The 17,413-nt window shown below is 51.6% G+C and carries 10 protein-coding genes and 1 tRNA gene; 5 read left to right on the top strand and 6 right to left on the bottom strand.

Annotated elements, in window-relative coordinates:
• Window positions 1-2: 2 nt before the first annotated feature.
• The 4 genes from ABD851_RS07050 (at window position 3) to ABD851_RS07035 (ending at window position 5,957) form a co-directional block, all read left to right on the top strand.
• Window positions 3-1,172, top strand: coding sequence for a plastocyanin/azurin family copper-binding protein (locus ABD851_RS07050; protein ID WP_344977607.1), 1,170 nt, complete (start codon window positions 3-5; stop codon window positions 1,170-1,172).
• Window positions 1,172-2,689, top strand: a complete 1,518-nt coding sequence (locus ABD851_RS07045; RefSeq protein ID WP_344977604.1) for a PQQ-dependent sugar dehydrogenase — start codon at window positions 1,172-1,174, stop codon at window positions 2,687-2,689. Before ABD851_RS07050 ends, ABD851_RS07045 begins: the two co-directional genes overlap by 1 nt.
• Window positions 2,690-2,722: 33 nt before the next feature.
• Complete coding sequence (locus ABD851_RS07040; RefSeq protein ID WP_344977601.1) at window positions 2,723-5,803, top strand: PVC-type heme-binding CxxCH protein; 3,081 nt, start codon at window positions 2,723-2,725, stop codon at window positions 5,801-5,803.
• A gap of 69 nt (window positions 5,804-5,872) precedes the next feature.
• Window positions 5,873-5,957 (top strand) — tRNA-Ser (locus ABD851_RS07035).
• 54 nt (window positions 5,958-6,011) lie between these two features.
• Here ABD851_RS07035 and ABD851_RS07030 read toward each other — a convergent pair.
• Window positions 6,012-6,200, bottom strand: a complete 189-nt coding sequence (locus tag ABD851_RS07030) for a hypothetical protein (RefSeq protein ID WP_344977598.1) — start codon at window positions 6,198-6,200, stop codon at window positions 6,012-6,014.
• Between the two features lie 150 nt (window positions 6,201-6,350).
• Between ABD851_RS07030 and ABD851_RS07025 the strand changes: the two genes are divergently transcribed.
• Window positions 6,351-6,698, top strand: coding sequence for a hypothetical protein (locus ABD851_RS07025; protein WP_344977595.1), 348 nt, complete (start codon window positions 6,351-6,353; stop codon window positions 6,696-6,698).
• 479 nt (window positions 6,699-7,177) lie between these two features.
• Here ABD851_RS07025 and ABD851_RS07020 read toward each other — a convergent pair whose 3' ends face one another.
• From ABD851_RS07020 to ABD851_RS07000, 5 genes are all read right to left on the bottom strand, one after another.
• Window positions 7,178-8,656: a RagB/SusD family nutrient uptake outer membrane protein gene (locus ABD851_RS07020; RefSeq protein WP_344977592.1), complete on the bottom strand. Its 1,479-nt coding sequence runs from the start codon at window positions 8,654-8,656 to the stop codon at window positions 7,178-7,180.
• A 58-nt stretch (window positions 8,657-8,714) separates the two neighbouring features.
• On the bottom strand, window positions 8,715-11,864 hold the full coding sequence (locus ABD851_RS07015; protein ID WP_344977589.1) for a SusC/RagA family TonB-linked outer membrane protein: 3,150 nt from the start codon (window positions 11,862-11,864) through the stop codon (window positions 8,715-8,717).
• Between the two features lie 333 nt (window positions 11,865-12,197).
• Window positions 12,198-13,997: an arylsulfatase gene (locus ABD851_RS07010; RefSeq protein ID WP_344977586.1), complete on the bottom strand. Its 1,800-nt coding sequence runs from the start codon at window positions 13,995-13,997 to the stop codon at window positions 12,198-12,200.
• A gap of 82 nt (window positions 13,998-14,079) precedes the next feature.
• Complete coding sequence (locus tag ABD851_RS07005) at window positions 14,080-15,906, bottom strand: glycoside hydrolase family 2 protein (protein ID WP_344977583.1); 1,827 nt, start codon at window positions 15,904-15,906, stop codon at window positions 14,080-14,082.
• 66 nt (window positions 15,907-15,972) lie between these two features.
• A complete protein-coding gene (locus ABD851_RS07000) occupies window positions 15,973-17,388 on the bottom strand; it encodes a sulfatase-like hydrolase/transferase (protein WP_344977580.1) in 1,416 nt (471 codons plus the stop codon).
• Between the last annotated feature and the right edge of the window lie 25 nt (window positions 17,389-17,413).

Genomic DNA, 17,413 nt, shown 5'->3' with positions numbered 1-17,413 from the left:
GCATGTCAATAAGATGTTACCTAACGGAAAGGCATATCTTCACCGGTCCCTGTATATGGATTGCCCTGTCCCTCATCGTCCTGCTCCTGGCCGGTTGCGGTGATCATACCGTTTTCACTGTCGATATAAAAGCCACCAATGAGCTGCAGTATGATGTGGTCCGGTTTAAAGTGAAGCCGGGGGCAAAAGTCAGGATCAACCTGCACAACGTGAGCGATATGAGCCATAATCTGCTCGTCACCCGGCCGGGGTCCCGGCTGGATGTGGTCAACGCCGCCCTGAAGCTGGCCGAAAAGGGACCGGAGCTGAACTATACCCCTCCCCTGGACGCCGTATTGTGGTCGATCCCCCTCGTATCGCCCGGTCAGACGAAGTCCGCTACTTTCACCGCACCGGATAAACCCGGCGTCTATCCGTATGTCTGCACGTATCCCGGCCACGGTTTCGTGATGTACGGCGCCATGTACGTCACCCGTGAGAATGCCCTTCCGGACATCAGCGGGGATATGAATATCCCGGAATCACGCAGAAACGACAGGGAAGCCGGAGGGAGTGAGCAGGAACATCATCAGCACCAGCCGGAGGCAAGCCCGCATCCGTATGCGCTCACACCCCCTTATCTGTACAATGCTTACCTCGAGGGGGCCAGCCCGGCCTCCGTTGCCGTATGTCTGCCCGGGGAGATATCCTACTGCTGGGACGAAACGGCCTGCCGGCTGCAGTTTGCATGGAAGGGAGGATTTCTTGACATGTCTGATTTATGGAAGGGTCATTTCAATGCCTCTGCAAAGATCCTCGGCGATATTTTCTTTCGGGACAATACCGACTTTCCCATCCGGTGGGGTGCAGATGCGGCTGTTCCGGAGGCCAGGTACAAAGGGTACCGGCTGGTTGACCGCTATCCCGAATTTCATTACACCCTCAATGGCACGGATGTATATGAGCTGATCCGGCCCGGAAAGGACAGTATGGGACTGATCCGTTCTTTCCGTATTCCGCATGCCGGGCAGACCGTCTGGTTCTTCACCAACCGGGAAGATGACGCGATCGAATATCAGGCTTCTGCGGGCCGTTGGGATGGTGGCAAGCTGAAGCTTTCCCCGGCGGAGGCCAGAAGCTTTTCCATCACCATGACCAGCCTGCATTGGGTATTTAAAAAGAAGAAAAAGTAATGAAACCAAGATCATACAGCATACTGCTCTCCCTGTTCTTTTTATCGCTTTTCCACTGCGCTGCCGTGGGACAGAAAGCGGCCGGGGAGGCCTACCGGGTCGAAACGGTAAAGATGCCGCAGGGACTGACCGCCCAGACCGGCGGGGTGGATTTCATGCCCGACGGAAGGCTGGTCGCCTGCTTTATGCGGGGAGAGGTGATGACCTATGACCTGCACACCCAGGCATGGAAGCGTTTTGCCGAGGGGCTGTTGCTTCCGCTGGGCATCCTGGCGGTAAACGATTCAGCGGTGCTTGTCATGCAGCTTTCAGGGCTGACCCGTATAAAAGATACGGATGGGGACGGACAGGCGGATCTTTATGAGAATGCTGCCAGCGACTTCGGCATGTCGGGCAACTATCATGAGTTTGCCTATGGCCCGGTACGGGACAAATCGGGCAACCTGTTCATTGCGCTGAATACCGCTTCTTCAGGAGACGGTATCCGGTCGATCGTAAGAGGAAAGATTAACCGGCGGGGCCGCGACGGAGCAGACGGGCATGCGGAAATGTTCTCCGTAGTACCGTACCGCGGCTGGGTAATGGAGCTTACACCCGACGGGAAGCTGCATCCTTTTGCATCCGGCTTCAGGTCGCCCAACGGCCTGGGCTTTGATCCGGACGGAAACCTGCTGGTCACCGATAACCAAAGCGACTGGGTGCCTACCAGCGCACTCTACCATGTGCGGGAAGGCCGGTTTTATGGGCATCCCGCCAGCTTGGTATGGCGGAAAGGCTGGGAGGACAGAGACCCTTTTAATGCACCGGTTGAGGAGCTGAACCGGATAAGGACGGTAGCTGCCGTACAGTTTCCACAGGGCATCATGGCCAATTCCCCTTCCCAGCCGCTGGCCGATGTTACGAAAGGAAAATTCGGACCCTTTGCGGGACAGCTGTTCGTGGGGGAAATGAACCGGGACCGCATTGTGCGGGTGATGCTGGAAAAAGTAGGCGGGGAGCTGCAGGGTGCCTGCATACCCTTCATAGACGGACACGGCCTCCGGGTGGGCAACAACCGGCTGGCCTTTGCGCCCGACGGCAGCCTGTGGGTAGGGCAGATCGGTTTCGGAGGATGGGTGGGTAAATCGGGCATACAGAAGATCGTTTTTACCGGAAAAATGCCGATGGACGTCTATACCATGCACCTTACCCGCACCGGTTTCGAATTGACGTTTACCCAACCGGTTGACCCGGCGTCGGCAGGGGATACGGCCAATTACAAGATGCGCCGCTACCGGTACGAATACCGAAAAAAAGATATCAGCGAAGGCATAGATGTCGCGCCCCAGGTAGACGTACGCGATATTCCGGTAACTGCCGTGACGCTTTCCGGGGATCACCGGAAAGTCTCTCTTACGCTGGGAAAGCTGGATCCGGGTTATATTTATGAGCTGAAGCTTGGGCCTATCAGTAATCCTTCCGGAGTGCCCCTGGCCAACAGGCTGGTTTGCTATACCCTTAATAAGCTTATACCATGATATTCGTATTTTAAAACTGCGCGCATACCGAAGATGAGAACACCGCTATGCATTATCCTCTCTGCCATGATAGCGCTGCAGGCCTGTCAGGGTTCCGGACCGGCAGATGGCGGGGGTAACCCGTCGGCTATCGATTCGATGGCCGGAAACGCCGATGTGGCAAGATACCTGAAATCCTTTCAGGGACTGGGCGCGCTCTCGGATTCCTCAAAGGCCACACCGGCCGCGGATGCGCTCGCCGGGTTCCGGTATCCTTCCGATCTGGCCATGGACCTGGTGCTGTCGGAGCCCGCGGTTACCCAGCCCGTTGAGATCAGCTTCGACCACCGCGGGAGACTCTGGGTGGTGCAATATAACCAATACCCCTATCCCAAAGGGCTGAAAATAACCAATGTCGACAATTATCTGCGCGTCACTTTTGACAAGGTACCGGATCCTCCTCCGGATGCGGTGAAGGGGGCGGATAAGATCACCTTCTTTGAAGATACGGACGGCGACGGGAAATACGACAAGGCCACGGATGCTATAAACGGTTTGAATATAGCCACCAGCGTAGCGCTGGGGCGGGGGCGTATCTGGGTACTGAACCCTCCTTATCTCCTGGCCTATCCCGACCCGGACGGGAACGGGATCCCGGACGGCCCTCCTGTTGTCCATCTGAGCGGCTTCGGCATACAGGATACCCACGCGGTCGCCAACAGTCTCACCTGGGGGCCCGACGGCTGGCTGTATGGCGCCCAGGGGAGTACCTGCACCTCAACGGTGAGCTCCTCCGTCACCAAAAATGTTTTCTTACAGGGACAGGCCATCTGGCGGTATAATCCCGTATCGCACGTCTTTGAAAGATTTGCCGAAGGGGGAGGGAACAACCCTTTTAATATCGAGATAGACGAGAAGGGGCGCATTTATTCCGGATCCAACGGAACGGACCGCGGTCCGGATTACAAGCAGGGAGGCTATTATATCAAGAGCTGGGGCAAACACGGGCCGCTCAGCAATCCCTATGCTTTCGGTTATCTGCCCAACATGGCCCATACCGGGGATAAGAAAAGATTTACCCATGCCTTTATCAAATACGAAGGTGGCGCTCTGCCGGAGCGCTATGAGGGCAAGATGATCGCCATAAATCCGCTGCTGAATTATGTGCAGCTTGCCCGGTTTGAGCCGGAAGGATCCTCTTTCCGGAACATAGATGAAGGGCATATCCTGGAAACGAAGGACCGTTGGTTCCGCCCTGTAGACATACAGGCCGGTCCCGACGGAGCCGTTTACCTGGCGGACTGGTGCGACAGCCGCCTGTCTCACGTAGACCCGCACGATACATGGAACAAGGTTACCGGCCGCATTTACCGGCTCCGCAACAAAGACAGCGCTGCCGCTGTTCCGGCATTTGATCTGCGCGCTTATTCGAATGAGCAGCTGATAGCGCTGCTCTCCGATAAGAATGAATGGTTCCGCCGGCAGGCTATCCTCCTGCTGGGCGACCGGAAAGACAGTACGGTGATCCCGGCCTTGCTGCGCCTGTTCGGATCGGATAACGGTCAGACCGCTTTAGAGGCACTTTGGGCCATAAACCTCAGCGGTGGTTTCAATGATAAGATCGCTGTCGAGGCGCTTCGCCACAAGGACCCTTATGTACGGATGTGGGGCGTGCGCCTGCTGGGGGATGCCGGTAAGGTCTCCCCGGCGATTGCTGCGCAGCTGGCCAGGCTGGCCGGTCATGAACGACATCCTGAGGTCCGGAGCCAGCTTGCTTCTACGGCTAAGCGGCTTCCGGGGCCCGATGCCGTGCCCATTATCAGAAACCTGCTCCGCAATGCCGGCGATATGGATGATCCGGATATACCGCTGCTCATCTGGTGGGCCGTTGAATCCAAGTCGGAGTCGGACAGAGCGGCCCTGTTGACCCTGTTCAGGGACCCTGCCGTCTGGAACAATGCCGTCGTCCGGGAAGTGGTGCTGAAGCGCCTCATGCAGCGTTATATCATGGCGGGAGGGAAAGACAATTACGATGCCGCCACACGGTTGTTAAAGCTATCCCCCTCGATGAAGCTGTCGCGCCTGCTTGTAGCCGGTCTGCAGGAAGGTCTTGTCGATAAGGACATTACCGAGCTGCCTCCTGATCTGATAAGTTTGTTGAAGCCTTTTCATGCCGTATTCGGGGAAGCGCCGCTGATACTGCCTTTACGGATGGGAGAGCCGAAGGCGGTGAAGGAGGCCCTTGGGGTCATCGCGGACGATAAGGCAGAGCTCGGGTATCGCCTCGCTTATGTTCGCCTGATGGGTGAAACTGAGCGGCCGGACGCCGTTCCTGTATTGCTCAGGCTGGTGGAGAGCGGTCAGACCCCGGGCACGCTGCGTGCCGCTGCCCTGTGGGCGTTGTCGGGTTATAACCTTCCTGAGATCGGTTCACGGATCATAAAGGCCTATCCTGTCTTTCACGCCGATTATTACGACAGGCTGGCGGCCTTAAATGTATTGGCCACCCGTGCCGAGTGGGCCCGTGGACTTTTGACAGAAATTGTAAAGACCCGTAAGATCAGTCCGAAGGAGATACCTGATGAAATAGTGCACCGCCTGAAGCTGCTTGGAGAGCAGGACATAAACGATGCCGTTGAAAAATTGTGGCCTGATGCAAGACCGTTGACCTCATCGGAGAAGGCGGGCACCATGAGCAGAGTTTCAAAACTGATCCGGTCCGCGCCGGGAGATACAACAAAGGGACATACGCTTTTCCTGAGTACCTGCGCCACCTGTCACCGGCTCAATGGAGAAGGCGGGAACATAGGTCCTGATCTCAGCGGATACGACAGGCACGACCTTCAAACCTTGCTGATCAACATCGTTGATCCGAATGCCGACATCCGGGAAGGTTTTGAGGTGCAGCGGATCATTATGGCCGACGGACGTACGCTGGAGGGCAGGATCGTTTCCCGGAGCGGAAAATCCGTTACCATCCGGCCGCCGCTGGGCGGGGAGCAGATGGTCCTTTCCGCGGATAAGATCAGGGAGATCCGGCCCCGGCTGACCTCCACGATGCCGGAGCGCCTGCTGGATAAAATGCCGGACCGGGATGTCCGGGATATCTTTGCCTACATCATGAAGATGAACTAAGCGCATACCCCGCCGGACAGGGCCGTTCCGCCCGGTGCAGGATAATTATTTTTGATTACCTTTGCGCCCGGAGAGTTGGCAGAGTGGTCGATTGCGGCGGTCTTGAAAACCGTTGAGGGTAACACCTCCGGGGGTTCGAATCCCTCACTCTCCGCAAGCACAAAAAAGCCTCATCAGAGGCATTTTTATTTTCAGGAGCGTGCAAAGTTCATTTTGCAACGCGGATGAAAATAAAAATGGAGGGCGCACAGCGCCGGCTTTTTTGTGCTTTAGCCCGCCCGCCGCAGGCGACAGGGATCACCCGAACGAAGTGAGGGTAATCCCAAGGCTTGGCGTGGCAAGCTTGCTTGACCAAGCTGATGGGAATAAAAATGAAGGGAGCGAAGCGAACAGCCATCGACGGACTTTAGCCCGCCCGCCGCAGGCGACAGGGATCACCCGAACGAAGTGAGGGTAATCCCTGCCAGAGAAGACGAGCTTGCTCACGCAATTGTTTATTTACCTGGCAGTGATTATCTGCGTGGATAGCCAACAAAATAGCCGTAAAATGAACAAAACAGACCGTAAGCAGGCCGGGACCAAACAGGCGGGCCCCACTTCGCTATCCTGTAAGCTGACTACTCCCGAACTTCGTCAAAGGAAAAAGACGGTTATCGCCAGTCTCAAAAAACAAGTGCTGGAAAAAAGGGAACTGGAAAACGGTTTCTCTTACCGGTTTACCGGCGCTGATGCCATGGTGAACGAACTGGCGGAATTCATAAAAACAGAGCGGATTTGCTGTGATTTTTTTGAATTCAGCCTGTCTGTGAGTGGTCGTCCGGACAACCCTCTATGGCTGACCATTACCGGCCCGGAAGGAGTAAAAGATTTTATCGCCAGAGAAATAGGCCTTTAGATCCGTACTATTCTGCTTCAGTAAATCCGTCCCAATAATAATGTCCCTCAACCTATTCTAAATATTTCACCGAATTTGCTTTCTATCGCTCTTATTTCATCTGATGTTAATACCTGGAATTCCTTACTTTACTCTTTCAGATAGATGTCCTTTTCCCTGCTTATCTGGAAGCGGAACCTGTAATTCGTATGTATTGATTATGGCGCCATATCCAGCCAGATATCCTTCTTCCGGAGTCATTCTGTCGTAAAAAACAGTTAATATTTGTGAAAAATGATTATTTTCCATTCCTTTTGTGCAATTCATGTAGATCAAATGTATGACATCTGACTATGAACTATGAAAAATAATTAATAACTGTCTTTCGCTCCTGATAACTTGCCTATGAAGATCTTCAGCCGGCCTGAGGCGGGCGGGATTACCCGAATGAAGTGAGGGTAATCCCTGTTACAAGCACGTTTACAAACTTTTTACCGGTATTAGTATCCCGGATTTTGTGTAAGGTTAGGGTCTTTGATTATTTCGTCTGCCGAAATGGGATACAATTTCATGTAACTTTTAAAATTGGCTGCCCCCACCGTATTTTCGTCTGCAACTGATTTAACAGCATCTTCAAGTTTACCCCATCGTACAAGGTCGTACCTGCGTTGAAACTCCCCTACAAACTCAATTGCCCGTTCTTTGAACAACTCTGTACGAATTCCCTCCTGAGATACACCGGAAAGGTCTGCCAGCCCGGCGCGTTCTCTTATCTGATTTATATATTTCAGGCTTTCCGTTGTATTGCCCTGCTCGTTATACGCTTCGGCCAGCATAAGCAATACATCTGCATAGCGTAATACATATAGGTCTTTGCCGCTGGCTGTGCTGTTGGCATTCAAGTCCCAGAATTTGGGACCGAACCAGGGGCGGCCGTCAGGTTTTGGCCACCGGTTGAACGTTTGCCCGTTATATCCGTATCCAAGCACTACATTCTTACGCAAATCATTGTCTTCAAACATGCTTACGAGTCTCATTGTAGGGATAAACACATACCAGCCTGTGATCACCACATTGCTACCAAAATCTACGCCGGCATAGGTGTTTGCTCCCGCATCCCTTGCCATCATATAGTAAGATACCAGGTTGTGGATTTTAACATTGGTACCCGAAGCGGCAATGCGCTGAAAATGCACTTCAAAGATGGATTCCTTATTGTCGTTATAACGCTCCTGCATATCGAACAGGTTAGAATAGTCCGTGAGCAGGGCATATTGATTGCTTTGAACAACCTGCAGGGCAGCTTTCTGCGCATTAGCCCAATCCTTATTGTACAGATATACTTTAGCTAAAAGCGTCAGTGCCGCACCTTTGGTTACTCTGCCTACATCAGCAGGATCATAGCTTAATGGCAATGCTGCCGCCGCATCTGTGAGGTCTTTAATCATTTGTGCGCGAACATCTGCTACTGAGCTGCGCGGGAGGCTGCTTACGGCATCTACATCCAGCTCATCTATCCACAAAGGAACATCTCCCCAGGTATTGGTTAAGGTAAAGTACCACAACGCTCTTAGAAATTTAGTTTCACCAATCAACCTTGCTTTCAGGCTCTCGTCAATAGGGGCTTTTGAAATGCGGTTAATTATCATGTTGTCATTTTTAATAGCGCTGTACATGCTACCCCAGAAACTCACAAACACGCTACCCGAGCTCATGGTATAGTTATTAGGAATGAGGTTATTAGCATCTGCCGTAATGGTCAGATCTGTGCCCTCTTCTGAAGATGCCCAGAAAGTGGTATTGGTGTACAGGTTGTACAAAGATGAATAAGCGCCATTTACAGCTTGCGTACATTGGTCTGCGGTAGTAAAAAACTGGTCGGGGGATATAAAGGTTTTGGGATTTTCTTCGAGCGCTTTTTTACATCCGCCTGCAAAGACTCCTCCAGTAAGCAACAGTACAAGTGCATATGCTTTCATGGATTTTATTTTTATTTTCATTGTCTGTTATTTATCGATTTGAGAAATAGCGGATTGGTCAGAAATTAAGATTTGCGCCAAAGGTGATAGTTCTGCTGTTAGGATAATTACCATTATCCGTAGCAACGATGGTTGAACTGCTGCCGCCACTGTTGGTTTCAGGGTCAAAGCCGTTGTACTTAGTCCACAACAGCAGGTTGTTTCCACTCACAAATACATTCAGGTCTTTGATTATATTCTTTGCAAACAGTCCTTTAAGGCTATAGCTAATCTGAGCTGTTTTCAGACGCAGCAGGGAAGCATTATGCAGAAGACGAGAGCCGGGTATATTGTCGCGTGATTCCACCGAAGGAATATCAGAGTTGGGGTTCTCGGCACTCCAGCGATTGACCATATACTCCATCTGATTGGTAAGACCTGTCCCCATGCCTGCGAAAAATTCCATCGCATTGAACTGCTTGTTGCCTGTATTAAATTGGAAGAAGAAATCAAGTGATAGGCGTTTATAGCTCAATGTACTACCGAAACCGCCATACATGGTAGGATTTGCCGGCGCGAGGTAGTGGTAATCTGTCGCGTCCAGATTTCCGTCATGGTTGTAATCTACATATTTAGGTCCGCCCGGTCTGTAGTTAGCAGGGACAGATACGTACTGTCGATCGCCTGTAGATTTGGCGAGTTCGTTGTCCACTTCGGCCTGGGTTTTCCATGTACCGGCGTAGTCAACACCATAATTGGCGCCAAGAGGCACTCCTTTTTCGAGGAAGCTGGTCTGGATGCCATACCCGATACCTCCATCAAGTAACACTTTTGTTAACGGACCGATATCGGTTACTGTTTGCTTGTTGGTAGATATGTTGATGCTGGCGGTCCATCTAAAGTCACGTCCTCTGATCACATCGCCGCTAACTGAAAAATCAAAACCTTCATTTAACGATTTACCCAGGTTCTCAAGTCTCGATCCATAACCGGTTTGAGCGGGAATCTGAACAGTCAACAATAGGTCTTTGCTAAGCATGTGATAATAGTCTGCCGTAAAATTTAGCCTGCCGTTGAGAAACTCGGCATCAAGACCGATATCCAGCTGTCCGGTGGTTTCCCAGGTAAGCGTGTTGTTGGCAACCTGTCCCTGCGTATAACCGAGTACCAGAGACTGCGAAGTACCGAATATATAAGCGCTGCTGTTAGAGGATAAAGATGCCAGCGACTGATAATCGGAAATACCTTGATTGCCCGACAAACCATAGCTTACACGGACAGCGAGGTCAGACATTACATCTTTTATTTTCGAGTTTTCATAGAATGATTCATTCGCTATACGCCACTTGACGGCACCTGAGGGAAAGAAGCCCCATTTTTTACTGTCGGCGAAGTTGGAAGCCCCATCCCTGCGGGCCGTAAAGGTTAAATAATATCTTTTCCGGTAATCATAGTTAGCGCGTCCCAGAAAGGAAACAACCGTATTTTCATCGAGGTTAGAAGCGATACCTCTGTTATCTTGCAAGGCTACTCCCAAGTTGTTGAACTGTGTAATATCATTGGTGAGCCCTGAAGCCGAAGCATACAAACGGTCTACTTTTTTTGTCTGATAACTGGTACCAAACAGGAAGTCCACATGATGGTCTTTAAAGCTCTTTGTATAGGTTGCCGTATTTTCGTTAATAATGCTGAGAGTATTGTAACTATCGGAAGAAGCAGATCCGATCATGTTGTTATTGGCAATCTTGCTGGGCATATCCGTGGGGCTGTAGTAATTTGTGCGCTGATTGATGAGGTTCACGCCGAGTGTTGACTTCAATTTTAAGCCGGCAAAGGGTTCGTACTGCAGATAGAAATTGCCGAGCATATTGTTAACCGCCGCTTTGTTGGTTATTTTATCTTCAATTGCTACCGGGTTGTCAATATTGCCACCTGTGTACCAAATGGGATTGTAGGTTTCGTAGCTTCCGTCTGCTTTATGAATGGGCATCGTGGGCGGAATGAACAGATATGAAATATACCATCCGGAGTTAGAACCCAGGTTAATATTGTTCAAGTTTTGGTTCGTGCCACTCACATTGAGATTGAGGCCGAGACTTACTTTTGAAGAGAAGTTCTTTGTAAAGTTAAAACGAGCCTGATAACGTTTGAAGTCGGTATTTCTGATGATACCCTCTTGGTCCACCACATTGCCAGATAGGAAATACGTATAGCCGTGGTTCCCTGCAATACCACCGGAGGTTGACAGTTCATAGCTGGAGAAGGAAGCTCTTTGAGTAGCAGCATCCATCCAGTTAGTGCCATTTGGGCCAACAATATTCAGAATTGAATCAATGGAATTTTGAGTGGGGTAAAGCAACGCTGTACCGCTATAAGTATGGTCTTCATTGATAAAATCAATAAATTCCTTAGCATTCATCATTTTGGGCTTCTTTACCAAATCGGAGAAACCTTGGTTGGTTGAAAAATGAAAGCTCTCCTTGCCGGGTGTGCCTTTTTTGGTGGTAATGAGTACCACACCGTTAGATGCCCGTGAACCATAGATAGCGGTGGTAGAAGCATCTTTCAACACATCGATGCTCTCAATATCGTCAGGATTAATGGAGTTAAGGTTGGTGCCGCCGGGGTCTACTACGCCATCAATAACATAGATGGGTTCGTTGGTGGCACTAATAGACCTTGAGCCCCTGATCCGAATTGTCGTAGGACTTCCGGGTGCTCCGTTAGTCGACTTGATATACACGCCGGGTGCACGGCCCTGTAGCATCTGGTCAATCCTTGTTGCGGGCTGATTTTGGAGGTCTTTGGTTGTAATGATACTTACAGAGCCGGTAATATCCGGCTTCTTTACCGTACCATAACCGATCACCACTACTTGACTTAAATCATTAGCGGTAGCCGAAAGGGTTATCTTTAACTTATTTTCACCAGAGGTATTTACTTTATAATTCTGAAGCGTGTATTTAGAATATCCGATATACGAAACCGAGATGTCATAAGCGCTATTGCTGCCTTTCAGGTTTTGAAAAGAAAAATGACCTTGTTCATTGGATATTGCATTGAACACCTGCTTGTCTTGTACGCCTGTAATTTTAATATATGCTCCGATTATAACAGCGCCGGAGTCGTTCATGACTGTTCCGCTGATGGACTGTGAAATGCCTCTTGCGCAAAAAAATAAAGCGAGTATTATGAACAACACTCGCTTTAAATAACCTGAATGTTTCATTTTAGAATTTTAGAGTTAATAAGAAAGACTTCTTGCACCATGCATGCTTCGGATGCAGGTGTGTACTATACATGAAACTTATCTCCCTGTCAGCAGATTTCGGCAGCAAAAGACAGAAATGATTATTATTTCAACGTTAAGGAATTAAAAAAATAACGTTTACTATCCAGGGGAGCCAACCTGACGGTGGTTTTACTTTCGATCTTTTCGGGGGATTTGTTGAGAGGACGGATGCCGGAATCGAAGACATATGACTGTCACCCTGCGCCTGAAACGCAGGTAACTACCTAATCCGGATATAAGGCAAATCTTTAGTTGGGAGCGAACTGAGTTTTAGAAATCCGGGTATTCCCAGGGCGTAGACATATAGTCCGGGCGCAGCGGCGGCTTCACTTCCTTCCACGGCATCGGGTAGACGTTGGTGCTGTGCGCCCATTTGTCCCACATGGCCGCCATCTTTTTGACGATATCCGGATGCTCTGCCGAGAGGTCTCTCATTTCGCTGCGGTCGTTCTCCATATCATAGAGCTGCCAGGGAAGGCTGACATAGGTCTTCCATTTGCCATAAGGGCCGTTCAGTATCCCGCCCGAAACGATCTTCCATTTACCCATCAGCATGGCGCGGTTGGCCTGGTGCGACCAATATATGGCCCGCTCGGGAGGCAGGGGCTTGTCCTCAAAAGTAGGGATGAGGCTTATGCCCGACACGGGGGTGATCTCATTTCCTTTGTAAACGGAAGGATATTTGGCCCCGGCCAGCTGGGCGATCGTCGGCATCAGATCGATTTCGTGTCCGGACTGGGTGCGCACCGCGCCCCGTTCTGCTTTTATGCCGTCCGGCCAGTGGATGATCAGGGGGGTGGCAACGCCGCCTTCGTATACAAAATTCTTGTATTTTCTAAAGGGTGTATTGGACAGGTTGCCCCAGGGCTTCAGATAAGCCAGGTAAGTATCTGCCGGCCCCGCCATGACGTTTTTGCCCTGCATGACCCGCTTGCCGTCGCGGGTGACCGGAGGATTGATGGCATATTGTACTTCATCTTTTCCCAGCGGCTTCAGCGCGGCTGCATTCTTGGGTACTACCGGCCTGGTTTCCCCCTCGGGACCGCCGAATCCCGTACCTTCCGCATTCCCGCCGTTATCCTGCAGGAACACAATGACGGTATTGTCGAAAATCCCTTCCTTCTTCAGCTCATCCACGATCTTCCCGATTCCCTGGTCCATGATCGTGATCATGGCCGCATAGGTCTCCATTCTCCTTGCCATCGCGGCCTTGTCTTTCTCTTCGGCCCAGGGATGCGTATCTGAAGGCGACAGGGTTGCGTCCTTGTCGATCACTCCCAAGGCCTTTTCCCGTTCGAACCGCTGCCGGCGCAGAACATCCCAGCCGGCGTCATATTTCCCCTTGTATTTCTCAATGGCTTCTTCGGGTGCCTGCATGGGCCAATGTGCCGTGGTGTAGGCGACATACATAAAAAACGGCTTGTCCTTCGGGCGCTCCTGCATAAACCGGACGGCATTGTCCGTAATGGCATTGGTAAAATAAAAATGCTGCGGATGGTATTCGGGATCGTTCAGCGGCGTGATCAGGGTGTTGTCGCGGCACAGGGATGCCGGATCATAATAGTTTCCGGCCCCGGTGAGGATGCCGTAAAATTTTTCAAAACCCCGTTGCAGCGGCCAGTCGTGCTGCGGACCGCCGGCATGGATATTATGCGATAAATGCCATTTCCCGGCCATTAGCGTCGCATAACCCGCCGTTTTTAACACTTCGGCTATGGTGACGCAATGCTCGTTCAGCTCGTCCGTAAAGCCGGGCAGGTGAAAATTCGTGCCCGTCATCCAGCCCAGTCCCGTCTGATGAGGGTAGAGGCCGGTCATCAGGGCGGCGCGTGAAGGACAGCAATGCCCCATGTTGTGAAACCGGGTGTAGCGAAGGCCTGTCATCGCCAGCGAATCCAGATTGGGGGTGGAGATTTCGCTGCCATAGCACCCCAGGTCCGAATAGCCCATATCGTCCGACATGATCAGGATGATATTGGGGCGGTTATGGGCGGGTCCCGTCTGTGCGGCGACGGGTTGCAGCAAAAGACCGCATAAAAGACCGGTCAGGATAAAAGCAGGTACTTTCATTTCTATATATTTATCTGTTGACGTCATCCGTTAATTTTATTTTTTAACGGCCGGCCGGAACGGGTACGGCGGCGTAACCGGTCTATTGTTCGCGGATTACGTCCTGATTCATTTTTCGTAAGGTGGTTTCATCAAATTTCATCACCTTCCGGTCGTAGGTCATGATCCCGTTTACCTCTACTTCCACATCGGTGGTCTGGGTATATACCGCTGCAGACAATCCCTGTTTTTTTAATATGCGCAGCGTATCCATCATCAGCCTGTATTTCTGATGCAGGGCATCGGATGATGTGGAGGTCTTATAATGCCGGGGCGCTTTGGCGAAATCGGTAAGCCACAGATGATCCTTTACCACCAGCGCCTGTCCGCCGAATTCGCCCAGTACCGATGCGCGGCCGGCTTCCACCGGAAACATGGCCGGTCCGGGATATTTATGCATATCGTGCATGTCTCCTACGCCGCGGTCGGCCCATCCCGTCGTGGCATCCACGAGCCGTGTGGGGTCCAGCTGCTTTACCAGCCTGGCAATTTCGGCGGTTTGAAACTGCCCCCATCCTTCGTTGAAGGGAACCCAGGTAACAATGGAAGGATGATTGTAATGTTCATCCATCATCTGCTTCAGCTCCTGCCTGTAATTATGCGCCGACTGGGCAACACGGTTAATATCGGGTTCGTCTTTCCGGATATGAGCGTCGCCGCTGGGCATATCCTGCCATACCAGCATGCCCAGCTTATCGCACCAGTAATACCAGCGCTGGGGTTCCACCTTCACATGCTTTCTGATCATGTTAAAGCCCCAGGCTTTTGTCTTTTCGATATCGAATTTCAGAGCTTCATCTGTCGGGGCGGTGTAAATTCCGTCGGGCCAGAATCCCTGATCCAACGGGCCAAACTGGAATACCGGCTTATTGTTCAGCAATAAGCGTGTTATGCCGGCCTCATCTTTTCCCATGCTGATCTTACGCATGCCGAAGTAGCTTTTTACTTCGTCTATTTTTTTGCCGTTTTTAAATAAGGTAACCGTAAGGTCGTACAGGAAGGGGTGTTCGGGCGACCATAGCTGCATATCATTTACCGCGAGCGTTATTTCCTTACCCGGCGCGCCTTTGGTTTCCGTTATCTTCCTGCCGCCGGCAAAGGCCGTGGCCGTTATCGTATAATCGCTGCTGTTATCGCTGGCATTTACCCGTAATTGCAGGGTCTTCCGGTCAATGTCGGGTGTCATTTTTAACCTTTCAATGGCGTTTTCCGGTACGGGTTCCAGCCATACGGTCTGCCAGATGCCGGAATTAGCCGTATACCAGATGCCGCGCGGATTCAGCGACTGTTTACCGACCGGCTGAAAACCGGAATCGCTGGGATCCCATACAGCTACTGTAAGCTGCTGTTTTCCGGTTTCCTTTAATGCCGGGGTAATGTCAAATGAGAAGGCATCGTATCCGCCCTGGTGTCCGCCGATCTTTTTGCCGTTGACCCATACGTCGGCTTTCCAGTCTGCCGCTCCGAAATGCAGTAATACCCGCTGTCCTCTCCAGGAAGCGGGCACAACAAAGGTGCGCTGATACCACAACCGTTCTTCAGGCGTCAATGTCTTCTTTACGCCGGACAGATCGGATTCTACGGGGAAAGGGACCAGTATTCCGCCGTCGGCTGTTTTAGCTCCGGCGGCATCATAATCCGCAATGGCCGGCAGTATCTTATAATCCCACAGCCCGTTCAGGTTTTCCCATTTCTCCCGCTGCATTTGGGGACGCGGGTATTCGGCATGCACGTTCACGGGAGTCACCTTATCCGTCCAGGGCGTAGTCAGGGGACCGTCCGCCGGTCGCCAGGCGCCGTTCTGCGCCATGAGCAGATGGGGTAATAACAGACAGCAGGCCGCCACCAGGGTTTTGATCGTCTTTCTCATGTAAATTGATTTAAGCTGTTTTTATCGTTCTCTTCGGAATTGTTATCAGGCATTATATGTATCTTTTCACGGCTTGCTGCGCATGGATTTCCACCAGCCGATCACTTTCTCGGACAACCGTTTTGCAATGTCCGGGTGCTGTGCGGACACGTTTTCCGATTCCGCAATATCGTTCTTCAGGTCATAGAGCTCCAGATGCGTACCGTTTCCGTTTACCAGCAGCTTCCACTGACCTTCCCGGATGGCGAGCTCAGGACTGCGGTAACGAGGATTTGCCGGTTTCAGGAAGCTGTCATTGAACCCGTATACCCACATCAGGTCTTCTTTCCGCTGCTGCGGCCGGCCGGCCCAGGCCCTGCTCATGTCCTCACCGTCAAGCCGGTCGCCGGGCACAGGTACATCTGCGAGGCGGCACAGCGTCGGAAACAGGTCTATGTTGCAGGTAATGGTGGTGGAATCGACCTTCCCGGGTCCGATATGTCCGGGCCATCTTACCAGCAAAGGTTCCCGGATACCGCCCTCATAGAGGCTCCATTTTCTGCCGCGGAAATAGCCTGCGCTGCCGGGGGGATAATAGTCGTCCCGGTAATAACGCGGCCAGTCGGTAGGTCCGTTGTCGCTGGCCAGCACCACGATGGTGTTTTTGGCCAACCCTGTTTTGTCCAGCATATCGAGCAGGCGTCCGACCTGTTCGTCTACTTCATATAAGGTTGCAAAATATTGCTGCTTGAACTTATCGTTGGCAAATTTTTTGAACTTTTTCATCAGGTCGGGCCGGGGCTCAAAAGGATCATGCACATCGTTGAACCATAGCTCCACATAAAAAGGCTCCTGTGCATGCTCTCGGATAAAGGCGATGGTGGTATCCACAAACAGCGGCGTTTTCTGCCAGTCGTGATCCACCCAGGTAATATGCCCGTTGCCCAGTTTTGCGCTGGCTGCATTCAGCCCGTCGTTACCCCTGATCAGCACCCGGTTGCCCAGGCCTTCGAAGGCGACCAGCGTTTTGTCGTACCCGTATTCTCCGGGTAGCGGCGCATTGCCGATATCCCGTCCGCCGCCCAGGTGCCACTTGCCGATATGCGCCGTCGCATAGCCGGCTTTTTTCATCGTTCTGGCGATGACGGGTGCATCAGGATCCAGCCAGTCGGCCATTTCCCGCTGCTGGTTTTTCCAGCGGCTGTCGATATACCCGTATAGCTTATTGCGCCCCGGATATTGACCCGTGATCGCTCCTGCTCTGGAGGGGGAGCAAACCGGGGAGGAAACGTAAAAGTCGGTGAACTTGATACCTTCCTTGGCCAGCCGGTCTATATTGGGCGTTTGCATCTCCGTATTGCCGTAGCAGCTCAGGTCTGCATAGCCCATATCGTCGATATAGATAAAGATAATGTTAGGACGGGAGACCTGCTGACCCCGGCAGATGAAAGCACTCAGCAAGAAGAACAGGATGATCGCCGGGATGCAGGATATTCTTTTCATAATTCTTTTGATTTAACATTTCCTT

It is taken from the genome of Compostibacter hankyongensis (assembly GCF_039541075.1).
GTDB lineage: Bacteria > Bacteroidota > Bacteroidia > Chitinophagales > Chitinophagaceae > Compostibacter > Compostibacter hankyongensis.
This window is presented reverse-complemented; position numbering and strand designations above follow the sequence as displayed.

Coding starts and splice junctions, on each gene's coding strand:
- ABD851_RS07050 (WP_344977607.1), top strand. CDS start 3: ATGTCAATAAGATGTTACCTAACGGAAAGGCATATCTTCACCGGTCCC.
- ABD851_RS07000 (WP_344977580.1), bottom strand. CDS start 17,388: ATGAAAAGAATATCCTGCATCCCGGCGATCATCCTGTTCTTCTTGCTG.
- ABD851_RS07045 (WP_344977604.1), top strand. CDS start 1,172: ATGAAACCAAGATCATACAGCATACTGCTCTCCCTGTTCTTTTTATCG.
- ABD851_RS07030 (WP_344977598.1), bottom strand. CDS start 6,200: ATGGCTGTTCGCTTCGCTCCCTTCATTTTTATTCCCATCAGCTTGGTC.
- ABD851_RS07015 (WP_344977589.1), bottom strand. CDS start 11,864: ATGAAACATTCAGGTTATTTAAAGCGAGTGTTGTTCATAATACTCGCT.
- ABD851_RS07005 (WP_344977583.1), bottom strand. CDS start 15,906: ATGAGAAAGACGATCAAAACCCTGGTGGCGGCCTGCTGTCTGTTATTA.
- ABD851_RS07025 (WP_344977595.1), top strand. CDS start 6,351: ATGAACAAAACAGACCGTAAGCAGGCCGGGACCAAACAGGCGGGCCCC.
- ABD851_RS07010 (WP_344977586.1), bottom strand. CDS start 13,997: ATGAAAGTACCTGCTTTTATCCTGACCGGTCTTTTATGCGGTCTTTTG.
- ABD851_RS07020 (WP_344977592.1), bottom strand. CDS start 8,656: ATGAAAGCATATGCACTTGTACTGTTGCTTACTGGAGGAGTCTTTGCA.
- ABD851_RS07040 (WP_344977601.1), top strand. CDS start 2,723: ATGAGAACACCGCTATGCATTATCCTCTCTGCCATGATAGCGCTGCAG.